The organism is Dactylosporangium sp. CA-152071 (assembly GCF_050936335.1).
In the GTDB taxonomy this organism is placed as follows: Bacteria; Actinomycetota; Actinomycetes; order Mycobacteriales; family Micromonosporaceae; genus Dactylosporangium; species Dactylosporangium maewongense.
On record NZ_JBNJMZ010000001.1, the window covers coordinates 3,498,430 to 3,517,322 of the forward strand.

At 73.0% G+C, this 18,893-nt stretch carries 17 protein-coding genes; 10 read left to right on the forward strand and 7 right to left on the reverse strand.

The annotated features are described in order from the left end of the window. Positions 1–125: 125 nt before the first annotated feature. From ACQEVZ_RS15595 to ACQEVZ_RS15625, 7 genes are read left to right on the forward strand one after another with little or no spacing between them, the layout of a single operon-like run. On the forward strand, positions 126–1,241 hold the full coding sequence (locus ACQEVZ_RS15595; RefSeq protein ID WP_354902929.1) for an inositol-3-phosphate synthase: 1,116 nt from the start codon (positions 126–128) through the stop codon (positions 1,239–1,241). After that, positions 1,238–2,110 (forward strand): SCO3242 family prenyltransferase, encoded by an 873-nt coding sequence (locus ACQEVZ_RS15600; RefSeq protein ID WP_344512877.1) that lies wholly within the window; start codon positions 1,238–1,240, stop codon positions 2,108–2,110. Before ACQEVZ_RS15595 ends, ACQEVZ_RS15600 begins: the two co-directional genes overlap by 4 nt. Next, complete coding sequence (locus ACQEVZ_RS15605) at positions 2,107–2,967, forward strand: sugar phosphate isomerase/epimerase family protein (protein ID WP_360566859.1); 861 nt, start codon at positions 2,107–2,109, stop codon at positions 2,965–2,967. The genes ACQEVZ_RS15600 and ACQEVZ_RS15605 overlap by 4 nt, the downstream gene beginning before the upstream one ends. Further along, on the forward strand, positions 2,964–3,569 hold the full coding sequence (locus ACQEVZ_RS15610) for an EboA domain-containing protein (protein WP_433366879.1): 606 nt from the start codon (positions 2,964–2,966) through the stop codon (positions 3,567–3,569). Before ACQEVZ_RS15605 ends, ACQEVZ_RS15610 begins: the two co-directional genes overlap by 4 nt. Beyond that, a complete protein-coding gene (locus ACQEVZ_RS15615; protein WP_344512871.1) occupies positions 3,569–4,420 on the forward strand; it encodes a TatD family hydrolase in 852 nt (283 codons plus the stop codon). Before ACQEVZ_RS15610 ends, ACQEVZ_RS15615 begins: the two co-directional genes overlap by 1 nt. Continuing rightward, a complete protein-coding gene (gene eboE / locus ACQEVZ_RS15620) occupies positions 4,420–5,556 on the forward strand; it encodes a metabolite traffic protein EboE (RefSeq protein ID WP_433366883.1) in 1,137 nt (378 codons plus the stop codon). The genes ACQEVZ_RS15615 and eboE overlap by 1 nt, the downstream gene beginning before the upstream one ends. Then, entirely contained in the window at positions 5,553–6,926 is a 1,374-nt protein-coding gene (locus tag ACQEVZ_RS15625) for an alkaline phosphatase family protein (RefSeq protein ID WP_344512869.1), read from the forward strand. Before eboE ends, ACQEVZ_RS15625 begins: the two co-directional genes overlap by 4 nt. 76 nt (positions 6,927–7,002) lie before the next feature. Here ACQEVZ_RS15625 and ACQEVZ_RS15630 read toward each other — a convergent pair whose 3' ends face one another. From ACQEVZ_RS15630 to ACQEVZ_RS15640, 3 genes are all read right to left on the reverse strand, one after another. Continuing rightward, positions 7,003–7,917 (reverse strand): diacylglycerol/lipid kinase family protein, encoded by a 915-nt coding sequence (locus ACQEVZ_RS15630; protein ID WP_433366887.1) that lies wholly within the window; start codon positions 7,915–7,917, stop codon positions 7,003–7,005. A gap of 243 nt (positions 7,918–8,160) precedes the next feature. Further along, positions 8,161–10,908: an ATP-binding protein gene (locus ACQEVZ_RS15635; protein WP_433366890.1), complete on the reverse strand. Its 2,748-nt coding sequence runs from the start codon at positions 10,906–10,908 to the stop codon at positions 8,161–8,163. Between the two features lie 444 nt (positions 10,909–11,352). Then, entirely contained in the window at positions 11,353–11,484 is a 132-nt protein-coding gene (locus ACQEVZ_RS15640; RefSeq protein ID WP_344512863.1) for a hypothetical protein, read from the reverse strand. Positions 11,485–11,649: 165 nt separating this feature from the next. Here ACQEVZ_RS15640 and ACQEVZ_RS15645 point away from each other — a divergent pair, with 165 nt between their 5' ends. After that, entirely contained in the window at positions 11,650–12,411 is a 762-nt protein-coding gene (locus tag ACQEVZ_RS15645; protein WP_433366893.1) for a DUF72 domain-containing protein, read from the forward strand. Between the two features lie 298 nt (positions 12,412–12,709). Here the strand turns inward: ACQEVZ_RS15645 and ACQEVZ_RS15650 are convergent, their stop codons facing one another. Continuing rightward, on the reverse strand, positions 12,710–13,684 hold the full coding sequence (locus tag ACQEVZ_RS15650; RefSeq protein WP_433366896.1) for a Kelch repeat-containing protein: 975 nt from the start codon (positions 13,682–13,684) through the stop codon (positions 12,710–12,712). A 273-nt stretch (positions 13,685–13,957) separates the two neighbouring features. Between ACQEVZ_RS15650 and ACQEVZ_RS15655 the strand changes: the two genes are divergently transcribed. Together ACQEVZ_RS15655 and ACQEVZ_RS15660 are read left to right on the forward strand one after the other, a co-directional pair. Further along, entirely contained in the window at positions 13,958–14,416 is a 459-nt protein-coding gene (locus ACQEVZ_RS15655; protein WP_344512857.1) for a MarR family winged helix-turn-helix transcriptional regulator, read from the forward strand. A gap of 241 nt (positions 14,417–14,657) precedes the next feature. Next, entirely contained in the window at positions 14,658–16,043 is a 1,386-nt protein-coding gene (locus ACQEVZ_RS15660; RefSeq protein WP_433366900.1) for a serine/threonine-protein kinase, read from the forward strand. Positions 16,044–16,127: 84 nt separating this feature from the next. On the opposite strand, the gene ACQEVZ_RS15665 is transcribed toward ACQEVZ_RS15660, so the two are convergent. Genes ACQEVZ_RS15665 through ACQEVZ_RS15675 form a run of 3 tightly spaced genes read right to left on the reverse strand, consistent with a single transcriptional unit; the run spans position 16,128 to position 18,822 of the window. Continuing rightward, positions 16,128–16,946, reverse strand: coding sequence for a sugar phosphate isomerase/epimerase family protein (locus tag ACQEVZ_RS15665; RefSeq protein ID WP_433366903.1), 819 nt, complete (start codon positions 16,944–16,946; stop codon positions 16,128–16,130). Then, complete coding sequence (locus ACQEVZ_RS15670) at positions 16,943–18,106, reverse strand: Gfo/Idh/MocA family protein (protein ID WP_433366906.1); 1,164 nt, start codon at positions 18,104–18,106, stop codon at positions 16,943–16,945. Before ACQEVZ_RS15670 ends, ACQEVZ_RS15665 begins: the two co-directional genes overlap by 4 nt. 8 nt (positions 18,107–18,114) lie before the next feature. Beyond that, a complete protein-coding gene (locus ACQEVZ_RS15675; RefSeq protein ID WP_354902910.1) occupies positions 18,115–18,822 on the reverse strand; it encodes a cupin domain-containing protein in 708 nt (235 codons plus the stop codon). Positions 18,823–18,893: the final 71 nt, after the last annotated feature.

Genomic DNA, 18,893 nt, shown 5'->3' on the forward strand with positions numbered 1-18,893 from the left:
TTTGTATAAAAGTTCGGTTGCCACTAGCGGAAGGCGGACACGCGTTCTACGCTGCCAAATCAGCGACAATCGGCGATGTCGCCCCCAAGATCGTCACACAATTCCAACCGCCTTTGGAGGGCCCGGTGCAAACGGGTGTGTGGCTGGTAGGCGCGCGCGGCTCTGTCGCCGTCACCAGCATCGTCGGTGCCGCAGCAGTGCGCGCCGGGCTCACCGAGCCGATCGGTTGTGTCACCGAGCATCCCGTGCTGCGCAGCGACGCGCTGCCGGGGTTCGGCGAAATCGTCTTCGGCGGGCACGACATCGCCACCATCTGCGTGGTGAAGAAGGCGGAGGCCCTGGCCGAGGCCGGGGTCGTGCCCGCCAGGCTGGTCGCGACGCTGCACTCGGAGCTGTCGGCGGTGGACGAGGAGATCCGTCCGCTGCCGCACGGCACCGCGGCCGAGGTCGCCGCCGCCGTCACCGCCGACCTGCTGGACTTCCAGCGGCGGCACAACCTGGCCCGCGTGGTGGTCGTCAACGTCGCCTCGACCGAGGCCGCCGTCACGCCGCACCCCGCGCACGCCTCGCTGGACTCGCTGCGCGACGCGCTGGACACGCTGCCACCGAGCTCGCTGATGGCGTACGCCGCGTTCGAGGCCGGCTGCTCGTTCGTCGACTTCACCCCGTCGACGGGCGCCCGCCTGCCCGCGCTGCACGAGCTGGCGCAGGCCCGCAACGTCGTGTACGCGGGCCACGACGGCAAGACCGGCGAGACGCTGATCAAGTCGGTGCTGGCGCCGATGTTCGCGATGCGCAACCTGCGGGTGAAGTCCTGGTCCGGCACCAACCTGCTGGGCGGCGGCGACGGCGCGACCCTCGCCGAGCCGGCCGCCAACGCGGCCAAGTCCGCCAGCAAGCAGCGCGTGCTCAGCGAGACCCTCGGGTACCAGCCCGACGGCCACACCCGCATCGAGTACGTGCCGGACATCGGCGACTTCAAGACCGCCTGGGACCTCATCACGTTCGCCGGCTTCCTCGGCACGCCGATGCGGATGGAGTTCACCTGGCACGGCTGCGACTCCGCGCTCGCCGCGCCCCTCGTCCTGGACCTCGCCCGGCTCGCCGCGGCCGCCCACGCCGCCGGCCGGGCCGGGCCGCTGACCGAGCTGGCGTTCTTCTTCAAGGACCCGCTCGGCGAGGTCGACCACGCCCTCGGCGCCCAGTTCGAGGCCCTCGCCGCGTTCGTGCGGTCGCTGTGAACCCCGCCCGACCCGACTGGCGGACCCTGGCCGAGCTGGTCCGTGCCCCCGCGGCGCTGAGCGTGCCCGGTGACGTCGTCGCCGGCGCGGCCGCCGCGGGCACGCTCGGGCCACGCACGCCGGTCCTCGCCGGATCGTCGGTCCTGCTGTACTGGGCGGGCATGGCGGCCAACGACTGGGCCGACCGGGACCTGGACGCCACCGAACGCCCCGAGCGGCCGATCCCCTCGGGGCGCATCACCCCCGGGACCGCGTTCGGCGTCGCCGCCGGACTGACCGCCGCCGGGGTGGCCCTCGCCGGGCTCGCCGGCGGCCGCCGCGCCCTCGCCGTGGCCGTGCCGCTCGCCGGCGCGGTCTGGGCCTACGACCTGAAGCTGAAGAACACCCCGGCCGGCCCCGCCGCGATGGCCGCCTGCCGCGCCCTCGACGTGCTGCTCGGTGCGAGCGGTGGGCGGCTGCGCTCCGCCGTGTACCCCGCGGCGACGGTCTTCGCCCACACGTACACCGTGACCGCACTGTCCACAGCGGAGGTCCACGGCTCCACGCCGGCGTTGCCCGCGGCCACGCTCGCCGGATCCGCCGCGGTCGCCGCCGCGGCGGCGCTGCCGGCGCGACCCGTCGGCCGGTGGTCCTGGATTCCCGCCGCGCTGTCGGGCTGGTACGCGAAACGCTACGGCGAGGCGCAGCTGAAGGCGCTGGAGAAGCCGACGGCGGGCAACATCCGCGCGTCCGTCGGCGCCGGCATCGTGAACCTGCCGACGCTGCAGGGCGCGCTCACCGCCCGGGCCGGCGCGCCCCTCGCCGGGATCGCCGTCGCGGCCGCCGCGCCGCTCGGCCGGCACCTCGCGAAGCGGCTGTCGCCGACATGAGTCTCCGATTCGGGTACGGCACCAACGGTTTCAGCAACCACCGGCTCGACGACGCGTTGACCGTCATCGCCGGGCTCGGCTACACGGGCGTGGCGCTGACCCTCGACCACCATCATCTGGACCCGTACGACGCCAACCTCTGGCGGCACGTCCGCGCGCTCGGCCACCGCCTCGCCGAGCTCGGCCTCGGTGTCGTCATCGAGACCGGCGCCCGGTTCCTGCTCGACCCGTGGCACAAGCACGCGCCGACGCTGCTGGACGACGAGCCTGAGGCGCGGATCGACTTCCTGAGCCGGGCCGTGCGGATCGGCTCGGACCTCGGCGCGGAGGCGGTCAGCTTCTGGGCCGGCGTCCGCCCGCCCGGGGTGGCGCCGGACCTCGCGTGGCGGCGGCTCGTCACCGGCAGCGCCGAGGTCCTCGCCGCCGCCGAGGGCGTGGAGATGATGCTCGGCTTCGAGCCCGAGCCGGGCATGCTGGTCGAGTCGATCGACGACTGGGAGCGGCTGCGGGCCGACCTCGGCGCGCCCGTCCACTTCGGACTGACCCTCGACATCGGCCACTGCCGCTGCCTGGAGCCGATCTCCGCCGAGGACTGCGTGCGCCGGGTCGCCGGGTCGCTCGTCAACGTGCAGATCGACGACATGCGCCGCGGCGTGCACGAGCATCTCGAGTTCGGCACCGGCGAGGTCGACTTCCCGGCGGTGCTGCGCGCCCTCAACGACACCGACTACGGCGGCCTCGTCGCCGTCGAGCTCCCCCGCCACAGCCACGCCGCGCCCGCGGTGGCCCGTGACTCCCTCGCCTTCCTGCGCGCCGCCGAAGCGCAGTCACTGGACCGATTCCAGGAGGTGCCATGAACCTGTACGACTCCCTCACCGCCGAGCTGACGGACACGGTGTGGCTCGACACGGCCCTGGAGACCGTGGCCCGCCAGCCGTCGGCGATCGGCCGGCTGTTCCCCGCCGCGGGCCGCCGCTGCGGCCGGTGGGCCCTGAACGGCGCAGGCGGGCTGCCCGGGTGGACGGTCGACGACGCCGCCCGGGTCCTCCTGCTGACCCGGCTGCCCGAAAGCGCCTTGCAGACCGAGCTGGAGCCGCTCTACCGGTACGGTGACGCCGCCGAGAAGCGCGCGGTGCTGCGGGCGCTGCCGCTGCTGCCGGTGCAGGACTCGTTCCCGGGGCTCCTGCTCGACGCGTTGCGCACCAACGACACCAGGCTCGTCTCCGCCGCGCTCGGGCCGGCCGCCGCGTGCCTGCCCGCCGCCGCGTGGCGGCAGGGTGTGCTGAAGGCCGTCTTCATGGGCCTGCCCCTCGCCGACGTCGCCGACCTCGACACCCGCGCCGACGCGGAGCTCGCCACCATGCTCGCGGGGCTCGTCGAGGAGCGGCACGCCGCCGGCCGCGCCGTCGCCGACGACGCCACCGCGCTGCTGCACCGCCTCCAGGAAAAGGTCTCGTGATGCGCATCTTCGACCCGCACATCCACATGACGTCCCGCACCACCGACGACTACGAGCGGATGGCCGCCGCCGGCGTCCGGGCGCTGGTGGAGCCGGCGTTCTGGCTCGGGCAGCCGCGCACCAACGTCGGCTCGTTCACCGACTACTTCGACTCCCTCGTCGGGTGGGAGCCCTTCCGGGCCTCGCAGTTCGGCATCCGGCACCACTGCACGATCGCGCTCAACCCGAAGGAGGCCAACGACCCGCGCTGCCGGGACGTGCTGTCGGTGCTGCCGCGGTACCTGGAGAAGGACGGCGTCGTCGCGGTCGGCGAGATCGGCTACGACTCGATGACGCCGGAGGAGGACGAGGTGTTCGCCGCGCAGCTCGCCCTCGCCGTCGAGCACGACCTGCCGGCGATGGTGCACACCCCGCACCGCGACAAGGCCCGCGGCACCGACCGGACCATCGCCGTGGTCCGTGAGTCGGGGATCGACCCGGGCCGGGTCGTCGTCGACCACCTCAACGAGGTCACCGTCGCGCGGGTCGCCGAGAGCGGCTGCTGGATGGGGTTCTCCATCTACCCGGACACGAAGATGACGCCGTCGCGGATGGTGTCGATCCTGCAGGAGCACGGCATGGACCGGGTCCTGGTCAACTCGGCGGCCGACTGGGGCCGCTCCGACCCGCTGCTGACGCTGCGGACCGGCGAGGCGATGCTGGCCGCCGGGTTCAGCGACGACGACGTCGACCGGGTGCTGTGGCGCAACCCGGTCGAGTTCTACGGGCAGTCCAAACGCCTCGACGTCTCGGACCTCGCTTCCGCCGACGCCACCTTCGAGGGGAACTCGATCCTCCGCGGCGGGTCGTGATGCGGCTGCGGCACCCCGACGGCCAGGTGGTCCACCTGGCCTACGGGACCAACGTCCACCCCGCGGAGGACCTGCCCGGGATCCTGACGCAACTCGATGTCTACGCGGCGCGGGTCAGGTCGTGCCTCGACACGCCGGTGCTCGGCCTCGGCCTGTGGCTCGCCGCTCCGGTGGCCGCCGCCCTCGCCGGTGACGCCTCGCTGCGCCGGCAGCTGCGCCACGAGCTGGACGTCCGCGGGCTCGAAGTGGTGACCCTGAACGGGTTCCCGTACGAGGCGTTCCAGGCGCCGGTGGTGAAGAAGGCGGTGTACCTGCCGGACTGGGCCGACCCGCGGCGGCTGCGGTACACGATGGACCTCGCCCGGGTCCTCGTCGACCTGCTGCCCGACGACGCGGAGCGCGGCTCGATCTCGACGCTGCCGCTCGGCTGGCGCGACCCGTGGGACGGCCCGCAGGTCGCCGCCGTCCAGCAGGCCCTGGACCAGCTCGCGTACGGGCTGTCGTTCCTGGACCGGCCGATCCGGGTCGCGTTCGAGCCGGAGCCGGGGTGCGTCATCGAGAACACCCTCCAGGCGACGGTGCACCTGGCCCGGATCGACCCCAGGTACCTCGGGGTCTGCCTGGACCTCGCGCACCTGGCCTGCGCATGGGAGGACCCGGTCACCGCGGTACAGCGGCTCGCCCGGACCGGCCTGCCGGTCGTGAAGGTGCAGGTGTCGGCGGCGCTCGCGGTCGACGACCCGTCCGTGCCCGCGCTCGCCGACTACGTCGAGCCACGCTTCATGCACCAGACCCGCTCCCGTGGCTGCGCGGCGTCCTTCGACGACCTCGACGAGGCCCTCGCCAGCGGCGACGGCGGCCCGTGGCGGGTGCACTACCATGTGCCGCTGCACGCCTCGCCGGAGCCGCCGCTGCAGGCGACCACCGATGTGCTGCGGGCCGGCCTCGCAGCGCTGCTCGGCGGGCCGGTCGCCGGCTGCGACCACCTCGAGGTCGAGACCTACACGTGGGGCGTGCTGCCGGAGTCCCAGCGGCCCACCGGCCCCGAGCAGCTCGCCGCGGGGATGGCCGCCGAGCTCGCCTACGCCCGCGACATCCTGCACGACCTCGGTCTCAAAACGTTGGAGCCTCGATGAGCAAGCCCCTGCTGGTCCTCGACGTGGTCGGGCTGACGCCCAGGCTGCTGCCGCACATGCCGCACCTGTCCGCCGTCGGCGCCGCCGTGCCGCTGCGCCCGGTCCTGCCCGCGGTCACCTGCTCGGTGCAATCGACGTTCCTCACCGGGGCGATGCCCTCCGACCACGGTGTCGTCGGCAACGGCTGGTACTTCCGCGACCTCGGCGAGATCTTCCTGTGGCGGCAGCACAACGCGCTCGTCGGCGGCGACAAGCTGTGGCACGCGGCCCGCCGGGCCGAACCCGGCTACACGGTCGCGAACGTCTGCTGGTGGTACGCGATGGGCGCCGACGTCGACTGGACCGTCACCCCACGCCCCATCTACTACTCCGACGGTCGCAAGGAGCCGGACTGCTACACGTACCCGCCGGCGCTGCACGACGAGCTCACCACCCGGCTGGGTGAGTTCCCGCTCTTCACCTACTGGGGTCCCGGCGCCGGCATCCCGTCCTCGGAGTGGATCGCCAGGGCGGCCGAGCAGATCATGGTCGAGAAGTCGCCGGACCTGACCCTGGTGTACCTGCCGCACCTCGACTACGACCTGCAGCGCTTCGGCCCGTCCTCGCCGGAGGCCGCCGCGGCCGCCACGGCGCTGGACAACGTCGTCGCTCCCCTGCTGGCCGCCGCGGCCGCCCGGGACGTGACCGTCGTCGTCCTGTCCGAGTACGGCATCACCGAGGCCAGCCGGCCCGTCGACGTCAACCGCCTCCTGCGCGCCGAGGGCCTGCTCAACGTCTACACCCAGGACGGCATGGAGTACCTGGACCCGTGGACCTCACGGGCGTTCGCCGTCGCCGACCACCAGATCGCCCACGTCTACGTGCGCGACGAGGCGGACCTGCCGGCGGTGCAGAAGTTGTGCGCGGCCCTGCCCGGCGTCGGTGAGGTCCTCGACGCCGCCGGCAAGGCACGGACCGGGCTCGACCACGAGCGCGCCGGCGAGCTGGTCCTGCTCGCCGAGCCCGACGCTTGGTTCACGTACTACTACTGGCTCGACGACGCCCGCCGCCCCGATTTCGCCCAGCTCGTCGAGATCCACCGCAAGCCCGGGTACGACCCGGCCGAGCTCCTCTTCGACCCCGCCGCCCCCGGCGCGGCGAAGGCCCGTGCGGGGGTCGCACTGGCCCGCAAGAAGCTGGGGCTGCGGTACATGATGAACGTGGTCGGCCTCGACGCCGGCGCCAAGGCGGTCAAGGGCTCCCACGGCCTCCTCCCCTCAACCGTCGAAGACGGCCCGGTCTGGATGTGCGGCGACCCGTCGCTGTCCCTGGACTCGGTCGACGCGACGGAGGTGAAGGGCCTGCTGCTGCGCCTGGCCGGCCTGGCCTGACCGCTCCGGCGGCTTGGTGGACGACCGCGTCGAGCGGTACCCACGACTCGGTCGTCCACCTCTCGAAGAGCCGCGGTCAGCGGACGAGGAGCCAGGCGCTCTGGGCGACCGTCCAGCGGCGGCTTCGGAAGGGGCCGGTGAGCTCGCCGTCGGCGTTGACGTGGAACGGGTCGCCTTCGATGTGGATGTCGCGGCCGCGGAGGTGGATGACGTCGTCGCGGCCCGGGTGGCGGCCCTTGCGCAGGGCGAGGGCGTAGCCGACCCGGGCGAGCGGGCCGACGGCGAACGACACCGTGATGTCGGCCAGGCCGTCCGTCGGGTCCGCGTCGGGGGCCAGCTCGCCGGTGCCGCCGGCGATGGTCGGCGCGTTGGACAGGCCTGCCATCAGGACGCGGCGGCGGCCGCGGGACACCATCGTGCCGTCGACGGTGACGCGAAGGCGCCAGCCCCTGGCGGTGAACCCGGCGAGGACCGCGCCGATCGGGAACGCGGCGATCTTCAGGTGCTTCTTGAGGGGGCGGGCCTTCAGGGCCGCCTCGGCGCCGGCGCCGGTGTGGACCGCGTTGATGACGACGCCGTCGCCGTCGGCGACGATCAGGTCGATCGGGCCGGCGATGCCGGCGGCGGCGATCCGGGCGGCGGCGTGCAGGTCGTCGACGGGGATGCCGGCGCCGCGGGCGAAGTCGTTGCCGGTGCCGAGGGGGATGAGGGCGACCTCGCAGGTGGCGGCCTCGCCGCGGCGCAGCAGGGCGCCGACCATCGTGTGCAGCGAACCGTCGCCTCCGACGACCACCAGCCGCCGGCCGCGCCGGGCGTCGAGGATTCTGTCGACGTCGCCCGCATGGCCGCAGGTCATGGTCTCGACGTCGCCGGTTTCGCGCAGGACGCCGAGGACGGATTCGACCGCCTCGGCCTCGGTCCGGCCGGCGAGCTCGTTCGTGACGACCAGCACCCGCCCACCATACGGCGCCCAGCCGCCCAAGACGCCCATCACTCGCCAGCTTCAGCAGCACGGATAGACGCCGCGCGATCCACCCACAAATCAGAGATCATTTGGGGGTGGATCGCGCAACCTCGATGTCGCAAAAGCCGCAAACCGTGGCATTGATCAACGTCTGTGCGAGTGGGTACGCGAGGAGCAACGGCAACGCGAAGACAAGTACGCCGCGTAGAACAGCTGCGGCGCGAAGAGCGGAGACGGGCGGCGTACACCGGCGGCAGGACGAGGCAGGAGTCAGCTGCCGGCGCGGACCCAGGCGGCGATCTGCGTGCGGGACTCCAGGTTGAGCTTGCTCAAGATGTTGGAGACGTGCACGGCGGCGGTGCGGGGGGAGATGTAGAGGCGGCGGGCGAGCTCGGCGTTGGTCAGGCCTTCCGCGAGCAGCACCGCGACCTCGCGCTCGCGGGGTGTCAGCGCCTGGTCGCCGGCGACGGGGGCGGCGAGGCCCAGCCGGCCGCGGAGGGCGGAGAGCTCCGCGACGCGCCAGCCGGACCAGCGGGCCAGGAGGGGCTCGGCGACGCGGACGTGCTGGCGGGCGGCTTCGAGGTCGCCGAGGGCGAGCAGGCAGCGGGCGGCGCCGACGTGCCCGGAGCCTTTGGTGGCGGGCAGGAGCATGGACGGCTCGGCGACGGCGCGGCGGTACCCGGCGAGCGCGGCCTTGTGGTCGCCCGCGGCCTCGGCGATCTGGGCGTCGGCGAGCCAGCGCCACGCGTCGTCGAAGAACGGGTCGTCGATGGTGGCGGCGACCGGGCGCAGCTCGTCGACGGCGAGGCCACCGACGAGGCCGGCGGAGATGAGGTCGTGGGCGAAGTCGCGGCCGGTGACGCCGGTGGCGCGGACGGCGTCGAGGACCGCGCGGAGCAGCTCGCGGGCCTGTTCGGTCTGGCCGCGGCGGGCCGTCAGGTGGAACTGCAGGCCGGGCACCGACGTCTGGGTCAGCATCGTGTACGTGTCGGTGGCCTCGACCATGCCGCGGATGACGGCGTCGGCGCGGTCGAGCTCGCCGGCCTCCAGGAGCAGGCCGGCGAAGAAGACGCCGTGGTAGTCGATGCCGTTGCGGGTGCGCAGCAGGCCGCGGTCGCGGCGGCGGGCGGACTCCAGCTCGGCGAGGGCGCCGCCGAGGTTGCCCTCCTGCACGGCGAGCCGGGCGCGGCCCTGGAAGTACGCGGCGACGGCGAGGGAGTCGAAGCCGGCCCGCTCCGCGAAGGTGCGCATGCGCTCCAGCGCCGCGGCCCAGTCGGCGGGGCCGCCGGGCAGGAGGTTGTACAGGTTGTTGAGCGACCGCGCGGCGAGCAGCCACTCCCCCGCCTGCTCCGCTTCCTGGGCCGCCTCGTTGAGCAGCTTGATGCCGTCGTCGACGCCGGCGGCGAAGTTGACCAGCGCGGAGCCCTTCTCGACCTTGCCGGCGAGCCAGACGCCGGGCAGCCCGAGCCGCTCGCCGAGGCCGATCGCCTTGTCGGCCCATTCGATGGCGCACTCGGTGTTGTCCATCAGCATGTACGCCTGCGCGATCGCCGCGTATGCGTACGCCTTCGACGGCCCGTCGCCGAGGTGCTCGATCTCGGCCCGCAGCTCCTCGGCGCGCTCCTGCATGCTGCCGCTGCTGCCGACCTCCCAGCTGAGCCGCACGAGCAGGCGCAGCGCGTCGGCGCGCTCGTCGCCGGTGCCGGCCGCGGCGAGCCAGCGCCGGCCGAGCTGCTGCGCGTCGTCGAGGAGCCCGGCGAGCCAGGCGGCGCGGGCGCCGCACGACAGCAGCTCCACGTCGTCGGGCAGCTCGTCGAGGCCCATCTCGGCCAGCTGCAGCGCCTGGTAGGGCGAGCCCATCGCCAGGTACTTGGAGAGCCCGCGCCGGGCGGCCTCGACCATGTCGAGATAGCGGCCGGCGCCCCGGGCGTGGTGCGCCACCAGGGCGTAGTCCTTGCTGCCGGTCGACAGCAGCGTCTCCAGGGCCAGCTCGTGCAGGCGGCGGCGCTGCCGGGCGAGCAGCTCGTCGGCGAGCGCCTCCCGGGTCAGCGCGTGCCGGAAGCTGAACTCGTCGTCGCCGGTCTCCACCATCAGCCCGCGCCGCACCAGGTCGCGCAGGGCGTCGATGAGCTCCGGCTCGCTGTGGCTCGTCACGGCCGCGAGTAGGTCGAACGGCACCTTGCGGCCGAGCACGGCGGCAGCCTCGACGATCCGCTTCTCGGTCGGGTCGAGGTCGTCGAGCTGCCTGCGCAGGGCCTCCGCGACGTTCCACGGCAGCGGCCGGTCACACAGCGTGTCGAGGTCCTCGTCGCCGTTGGCCTTGATCAGCTCTTCGAGGAAGAACGGGTTGCCGCCGGTGCGGTTGTGCAGCGACAGCGCGGTCCTGTACGCCGGAGGCCGCCCGGTGACGGACTTGAGGAACTGCGACGTCTCGGCGAGGTTGAGCCGCTCCAGCCGCACGTTGGTCACCATGTACCGCCGTTCGAGGCGGGTCAGCAGGTCGGCGAGCGGGTGCCGGCGGGTGACCTCGTCGGGCCGGTACGTGCCGACGAGCAGCCTGGTGCCGGGCAGGTCCGCGATCCGCTCGAACAGCGCCACGCTCTCCGAGTCGGCCCAGTGCAGGTCCTCGAACACCACCACCGACGGTCCCGGCGTCGTCAGCTGCCGCACGATCTCCAGCCCGGCCTGAATCCGGTCGATCATGGACCGCGACGCGTCGGTGACCGTCACGAGCAGCTCCGGGTCGAGCCCGGCCGAGCGGTGGCCGCTGTCGATCGCGTCGAGCAGCACCTCGAACGGCCGGCTGAGCGTGCCGGGATCGGCCTGCCCGTCGAGCACCGGCACCGTCTCGGGCAACCCCGTGATCAGCTCCTGCACCAGACGGCTCTTGCCGATGCCCGGCTCGCCGCCGAGCATGGCGATGGAAGGCTCGGACCCGTCGAGAAGCCGGCGCAACCTGCGCAGCTCGTCGTCGCGGCCGACCATCACCTGACTCACTCCGCTACGGCTGGCCCGCACGCAACCAGCCTACCGGCGGGCAGCCTGTGCGTCGGCTGTGACGCACGCGACCTGCGCCACCACGGCCGGTCGTCCTCACCGGCCCGCCGCCGGCGCCGGCCCAGGCCGAGCAGGCTCTCCTGACGGTGCTGGACCTGGACGAAGAGGAACACTGGGTGCATCATGGCCGACTCCTTGGCTCGGTGATGTCTCCATCCTGGTCGTGTAAGGAGCCGTTTCCATCTGTACCTGTTACGTATCTTGAGCGCCGCGGCGATACCTAGCCGGGCCGGCCGCACGTAGTCACCTGCTACGCCTGAGGAAGAAGTTCATGGCTCAGGTCCGCCGCCGGGGGGTGGTGGACGCACGGCAGCCCCGGACCGGTCGACGTCCGCGCCACCCGGAGGGATTGGGTGGCCGGGACGCCGAGGTCCGGGGCTGCTGGGTTACGGCGGTGCGGGCCGGTCAGGCCGCGGTGCCGGAGCGGTCCGCTCTGCGGCGGAGCTTCACTCGGCTTGACCAGTGTTTGGCCTCGTCGAGCATGTGCAGCTGGCGCTGGCGGACGAGCTCGGTCAGAAGGATCGGGTGGACGTTCACTGCGGGCTCCTCTGGATCGTTGTGACACCATCCTCGCGCGGTAAGGTCCGCGCGACATCGGTAACACTTACCTAAACGCCTCCGGGCGACATACGTAGTCGGCCGGGCGACCGACGTACGTACACGTAGGCGACAGCGCCCCGGGTTTCTGGGTAACCGGTCGGCATGATGCTCATCGGCACGTCGGGCTGGCAGTACCGCGACTGGAAGGGCCGCCTGTACCCGGCCGACCTGCCGCAACGGTGCTGGCTGGAGCACTACGCGACCACGTTCGGCACGGTGGAGGTCAACAACGCGTTCTACCGGCTGCCCGAGCGGTCGACGTTCGAGGCGTGGCGGGAGCGGACACCGGACGACTTCGTGGTCGCGGTGAAGGCCAGCCGGTACCTGACGCACGTACGCCGGCTGCGCGACCCGGAGGAGCCGGTGCGGCGGCTCATGGACCGGGCCGGCGGGCTCGGTGGCAAGCTCGGCCCGGTGCTCCTGCAGTTGCCGCCGACGATGAAGCTCGACGTGGCGGCGCTGGACGCGACGCTGGCCGCGTTTCCGGCCGGCGTACGGGTGGCGGTCGAGCCGCGGCACGAGACCTGGTGGGTGGACGAGGTTCGGCAGGTCCTCGACGCCCGCGGGGCGGCGCTGTGCTGGGCGGACCGCCACAGCCGGCCGGTGACCCCGCTGTGGACGACCGGCGGCTGGTGCTACCTGCGGCTGCACGAGGGCCGCGCGGCGCCGTGGCCACGGTACGGCCGGTCCGCCCTCGACACCTGGGCCGGCCGCCTGGCGGACTCCTGCGCGGAGTCGTACGTCTACTTCAACAACGACCCGGGCGGCGCCGCCGTCGAGGACGCGGTCACGTTCGCCCACCTGGCCAGGCGCAGGGGTCAGGACACCACCCGGGCCGGAGATCTGGCCGGCCACGGACGCTGAATCGCCCCTGCCCGAGCAGGGACGCACACCGGCGCCGAGGACGCAGGCCGAAGGACGCAGGCCGGAAGCAGGGAGCCGGAGGCAGGGTGAGGGCGGGGGCCGCCGTACGCTGTCGCGATGGCCAAGTTCCTGTGCGTGATCATGCTGTTGATCGCGTTGTTCGCGTTCCTGATCTGGCAGCGCAACCGGCTGCTGCGGCGCGGCCACCGCGACCAGGACTGATCAGCGACACCCGTGACCGGGACCGAACAGCCTCCGACCGCGGCGAGGCCCGTCGGCGCCGGCCGAGGGAGCGCGGTCAGCAGGGGTCCAGGTCGAGGGACTCGGTGGTGGCGGCGACGAACAGGCCCGGCTTCGGGCCGCCCGGCAGCGTGAACAGCGTGCTGCCGACGGTCACCACCGCCAGGCCGTGCCGCGGGTTGGGCATCGGCGGCAGGGCGCGCCACCGGTCGGCGGCCGGGTCGTAGAGCTCAACCTGCGGAAACGTCGCCTTGCCCTCGCCGCCGGCGGCGATGACCCAGCCGTGGCAGGTGCCGGTCGCGGCCAGGCCGCCGCGCGCGGTCGGCAGGTCGGGGCGCTTCGTCCACGCGCCGGTGGCCGGGTCGAACGACTCGACGGCCGCCAGGAGCTGCCCGCCGACGCGGCCGCCGACGGTGTAGAACCGGCCGCCCGCGGCCGCGCCGCCGAGGTGCTCGCGCGGTGTGGGCGGTCCGGGTGCGGAGCGCCACCGGTCGGCCACGGTGTCGTACACGAGCATCGACGCGGCCAGGAGGTCCTTGCCGGGGCCGATCCCGCCGGCCACGAAGATCGACGTGCCCAGAACGGCGCCGGCGCCGGCGCCGCGCGCCTCGGGCAGGTCCGCGACCGACTCCCAGCGCTGCGCGCCGGCGGGCAGGCGGAACGCCGCGGCGCTCGGGGCGCCGTCGGCGAGGAACCCGCCGAACACGTAGACGGCCCCTCCGGCCTCGGCGGCCATCGCGTGGTTGACGGCGAGCGGCAGCGGCGGGCCGGCAGTCCAGGCGCCGGCGGCGGTGTCGTAGATCTCGACGGTGCTGACGCTGCCGCCGTCGCGCTGGTACCCGCCGGCGACCACGATCCTCGCGCCGGTGACGGCGGCGGCGACCTCGGTGCGCTCCGACGGCGCGTCCGGCAGGCGCCGCCACGGCGAGGCCGTCTGGTGCTGCGCAGGCTCGGCGGGGCCGCCGCACGCGGCCGCCCCACCGCCCGCGGTCAGGCCGAGCAGCGTCGTGATGGCCACCAGTGCGACCCGCATGGTTCCAGTGTCGTCGATGGACGCCTGGATCGGTACAGTCGGGCACTTCAGAAGTTTCAATTCATCTGATAGCCGATAAATTGTGACGACAAAGCGGGCAAACAGCACGAAGACGGTCTACGTTTCGCGTTCATGGAATTGCTGTGGGTGATGACGGGGCAACGGAACCGCTATGTTTTCGATATTCTGTGTGTTCTATGGGGACCGGAGGGGGGCCGCCCACATGGGCATGCGAGGTGTCGTGTCGAGACATGAGCGGTTGCGTGACGACAGGTGACCGCTACGCAGGACGTCGCCGCTGACTCGACGGCGACGGAGACCGTGCTGCACCTGCACCGGGCGGCCAACGCCGTCAGGCAGCACGTCGAGCAGGTGGTGCTGCGTCCGCGGCAGCTGACGTGGACGGGGTTCGTGGTCCTGCGCACCGTGTGGGCCGCGCGCAGGATGGAGACCAGGCACGTCGCGGAGCAGGCGGGCATCTCCAAGGCGACGCTGACCGGCGTCGTCGACACGCTGTCCGGCCGTGGGTTGGTGCGCCGCAGCCCGCATCCCGACGACGGCAGGCTCGTGGTGCTGCAGCTGACCCGCAAGGGCCAGCGCCTCATCCGCGAGCTGCTGCCGGAGTCGCAGAGCGCGGAGGTGTTCGCTCTGTCGTACCTGGAGCCGGCCCAGCTCGCGGTCGTCACGACTGCGCTGCGTGGAATGATCGCTCACCTGGAGCGACCACGCTGATCTCAGCGCGGGCCGCGTCATCTCATCGGGCGTCATTCGTTGAACGCTGGGGGTCGAAGGTGTGACCTCCGGCGCGGACGTCCGCGCGGATCTCGACTAATGTCGAGGCACCATGCGCGGATGCCGCATGGGCGAAATCTGCCCGAACGGGCACGAGGGTTGCATCCAGGGTGGTCTTTTCATCTCGCGGTGGACGGACCAGACTGCATGGAACCTGTGCCGAGTGGCTGGAAGGACCCCGATGACCGAGGCTGGCACGCACGACGGCGCCGGTGAGTCCGGCACGCCGGACCTGCCGCTGCGCTCGGCCGCCCCGGCACGCCGTGCCACCATCGGCGACCTCACGGCCAACGACCCGATCCGCATCGACGACTACCGGCTGATCGGTCAGCTGGGCATCGGTGGCATGGGCACCGTCTACCTGGCGCAGTCCTCCGACGGCTCCCGCGTCGCGGTGAAGCTGGTGCACGCGCACCTCGCGCGCGACCCGAGGTTCCGGGTGCGGTTCGCCGGCGAGGTCCGGGCCGCCCAGCGGGTCCCCGGCTTCTGCACCGCCCGCGTGCTCGACTCCGGCATGCACGAGGACCGGCCGTACCTGGTCACCGAGTACCTCGAGGGCATCCCGCTGTCGCGGCTCGTCGCCGACGACGGCCCGCTCGACCCGGCGATGCTGCACAGCGTGGCGCTCGGCGTCGCGGCCGCGCTCGCCGCGATCCACAACGTCGGCCTGGTCCACCGCGACCTGAAGCCGAGCAACCTCATGGTGACGCTCGGTGGTGTCCGGATCATCGACTTCGGCATCGCCCGCGCGATGGACGCCGCGAGCGACATCACCGGCACCGGCAACATCGTCGGCAGCCTCGGCTGGGCCTCCCCCGAGCAGCTGCGCGCCGAGGAGCCGTCGGCCGCCATGGACATCTTCGGCTGGGGCTGCCTGGTCGCGTTCGCGGCGACGGGCCGCCACCCGTACGGTGGCGAAGAGGCCGCGGCCCGCGCCTGGAAGATCCTCGAGGGCGAGCCCGACCTCAACGGCATCCCCGACCCGGTGCGGGACCTCGTCGCGGCCGCGCTCAGCCGCGACCCGCTGGACCGGCCCGACGCACGGCAGCTGCTGCTCGGCCTCGCCGTGGACGACCTCGACGTCGCGCCGCTGCCGACGCAGAAGCGCTGGCTGCGGGGCACGACCCAGATGTCGCGCCGCCGGGTGACGTCGATGGCGATCGCGGTGCCGATGGCGCTGGCGCTCGTCTTCGCCGCCGCGGAGACCACGACCGACATGATGGGCGGCAAGTCCGACTCCGGCACGCACCGCGGCAGCACCACCGGCGACCAGGTCGGCACCAACCTGTCGCCGGCGCCGAACCCGCAGGTGACCGCCGTGCAGCGGCCCAACCCGGGCGCCACGGCCGGCGGGGGCAACCCGACCAACGGCCCGCTGGTGCCCCCGACCGCGTCCGGGGTCGTGTCGGCCACATCGACCGCCGTGCCCACGACGACGGTGACGACGCCGACGCCGGACCCGACGACCGACCCGACCACCACGCCGCCGACGACGCCGCCCACCACCACGCCGCCGACCTCCGACCCGGTCTCGGACCCGCCGGCCGCCGAGGGCAACCGCGGCTGACCCGGCCCGGACAGCGCACAGCCCGGGGGCGACACACGGCCGGGGCGACGCCGGGAGAACCCGGACGCCGCCCCGCGCGGGTGGTCACAGCACGTGCGTGATGTAACCCTCGATCGACTCGGCCAGCACGTCGGCGCCGGGGCGCGACCACACGGTGTCGTGGAAGACCTCGACCTCGATCGGGCCGGTGTACCCGGTGGCGTCCACCGCCTCGCGGAACCGGCGCAGCTCGACGCAGCCGGTGCCCGGCAGGCCGCGGCCGAGCAGCACGCCCTCCGGCAGCGGCGTGATCCAGTCGGCGACCTGGAAACACGCGATGCGCGACTCGGCACCCGCCCTGGCCAACTGGGTCCAGACCTGGTCGTCCCACCACAGGTGGTAGGTGTCGACGGCCACCCCCACCGCCGCGGCGGGGAACGGCGACGCGAGGTCCAGGGCGTTCGACAGGGTGGACACGACGCAGCGGTCCGAGGCGAACATCGGGTGCAGAGGCTCGATCGCCAGTCGTACGCCTGCCGCGACCGCATGCGGGACCAGCTCACCGATCGCGTCGCCGACGCTCCGGCGGGCCGCGTCCAGATCGCGGCTGCCGTCGGGGAGACCGCCGCTGACCAGGACCAGCACCGGCGCGCCGAGGGCCGCGGCCTCGTCGATCGCGCGGCGGTTGTCGTCGAACCAGCCCGGCGCGGTGAAGAAGCCGCCGCGGCACAGGGTCGTGACGCGCATGCCGGCGGCGCGGACCAGGGCGGCGGTCCGTTCGAGGCCGAACGTGTCCACCTGGTCGCGCCACAGCCCGATCTGCGTCACTCCCTGCTTGACGCAGCCGGCGATCGTCTCGTCGACGGGCCAGCGCTTGGTGGTGGCCTGGTTCAGCGAGAACCGTTCGAGCTGCCGGGTGTTCACAGGTCGAGGGCCGGGATGTCGAGGCGGCGGCCCTCGCGGGCGGACTGGAGGCCGAGCTCGGCGAGCTGGACGCCGCGGGCGCCGGCGGCGAAGTCCCACGGGAACGCCGCGCCGTTCTCCGGGCCGTCGACGACGTGCCGCAGGAACAGCTCCCACTGCGCCTTGAAGCCGTTGTCGAACGGCTCGTTGTCCGGCACGGACTGCCACTGCGCGCGGAACGGCTCGGTGACCGGCAGGTCCGGGTTCCACACCGGCTTCGGGGTGGTGCCGCGGTGCTGGACGTGGCACTCGCGCAGCCCCGCGGCGGCACTGCCGTGCGTGCCGTCGACCTGGAACTCGACCAGCTCGTCGCGGCGGACGCGGACCGCCCACGAGGAGTTGATCTGCGCGACGATGCCGCCCTCCAGCTCGAACGTGCCGTAGGCCGCGTCGTCGGCGGTCGCCTCATACTCCTGGCCGACCTCGTCCACCCGGGTCGGGATGTGGGTCGCGATGGTCGCCTGCACGGAGCGGATCGGGGCGAAGAGCTGCTCCAGCACGTACTGCCAGTGCGGGAACATGTCCACCACGATGCCCCCGCCGTCGGCGGCGCGGTAGTTCCACGACGGGCGCTGCGCGGCCTGCCAGTCGCCCTCGAAGACCCAGTAGCCGAACTCGCCGCGCACCGACAGGATCCGGCCGAAGAAGCCGCCGTCGATGAGGCGCTTCAGCTTGCGCAGGCCCGGCAGGAACAGCTTGTCCTGCACGACGCCGTGCTTGATGCCGGCGGCCCGCGCGGCGCGGCACAGCGCGACGGCGGCGTCGGTGTCCTCCGCCAGGGGCTTCTCGGTGTAGACGTGCTTGCCGGCGTCGATGGCGGCGCGGATCGCCTTCTCCCGCTGCTGGGTCACCTGCGCGTCGAAGTAGATCTGCACGTCGGGGCGGGCCAACGCGGCGTCGAGGTCGGTCGTCCACTCGGTCAGGCCGTGCCGCTGGGCCAGCTGCTCCAGCTTGTCGGCGTTGCGCCCGACCAGGACGAGCTCCGGCCAGATCAGCGAGCCGTCGCGGGACGGCAGGCCACCCTCTTCGCGGATCGCGAGCAGCGAGCGGACCAGATGCTGGCGGTACCCCATGCGGCCGGTGACGCCGTTGAGCACGATACCGATCGGGATGCGGGACACAGGACTCCTCAGGCGGCGGTGGCGTGGTAGGTGTCGAGCAGGCCGCACATGCCGTGCCGGCCGTGTTCGCTCGGCTGCGGCAGCACGCTGATGCCGCCGTGGCCGAGGTGACTCGCGTCGCCGGCGGCGAGCGCGTCGATCTGCTTCCCCGTCTCCAGCGCGGCCTGGAGCGCGCCGCGCTCCCACTTCTCGCGCCAGGCGGGCAGCTTCGGGGCGATCAGCCGGGCGGCGGCCGCGTGGAACTCGCCGAGCGCGTCGGGGCCCTTGTCGCGCAGGATGAGGAAGCCGGTGACGGCCAGGTCGCGGCGGCGGAAGGCGGCGCTCAGGTCGGTGCCCGGCACGCCGCCCTCGGGCAGCCGCGCGGCCTCCGCGTAGGCGTCAGGGTCGGCGAGGACGTCCGGTGGGAACGTCAGGACCGCGTCGCCGGCCTCGGGCAGGCCGCTGTTCTGCATCACCACGACGATCTGCAGGCCGCCCTGGTTGACGAGGCGGTGGATCGTACCGGGCGGGAACCAGGCGACGGTGCCGGGCTCGAGTCGCGTCTCGCGGTAGCCGCCGCTGGACAGCGTCTGCACGAGCCCTTCGCCGGCGGTCACCACGTACCCCTCCGAGCAGGTGAGGTGCATGTGCGGGGTCCCGCCGAGCAGCCCGTCGGGGGCGAGCGAGTCGTAGACGGACAGCCGGGAGATTCCGACCGCACCGGGCAGCTGGTCCATCTTCGATCCTCCAGGAAAACGCTTTCCTCTGGTGATGTCGACGCTAACCCGTATGCTGCGAACGAGTCAAT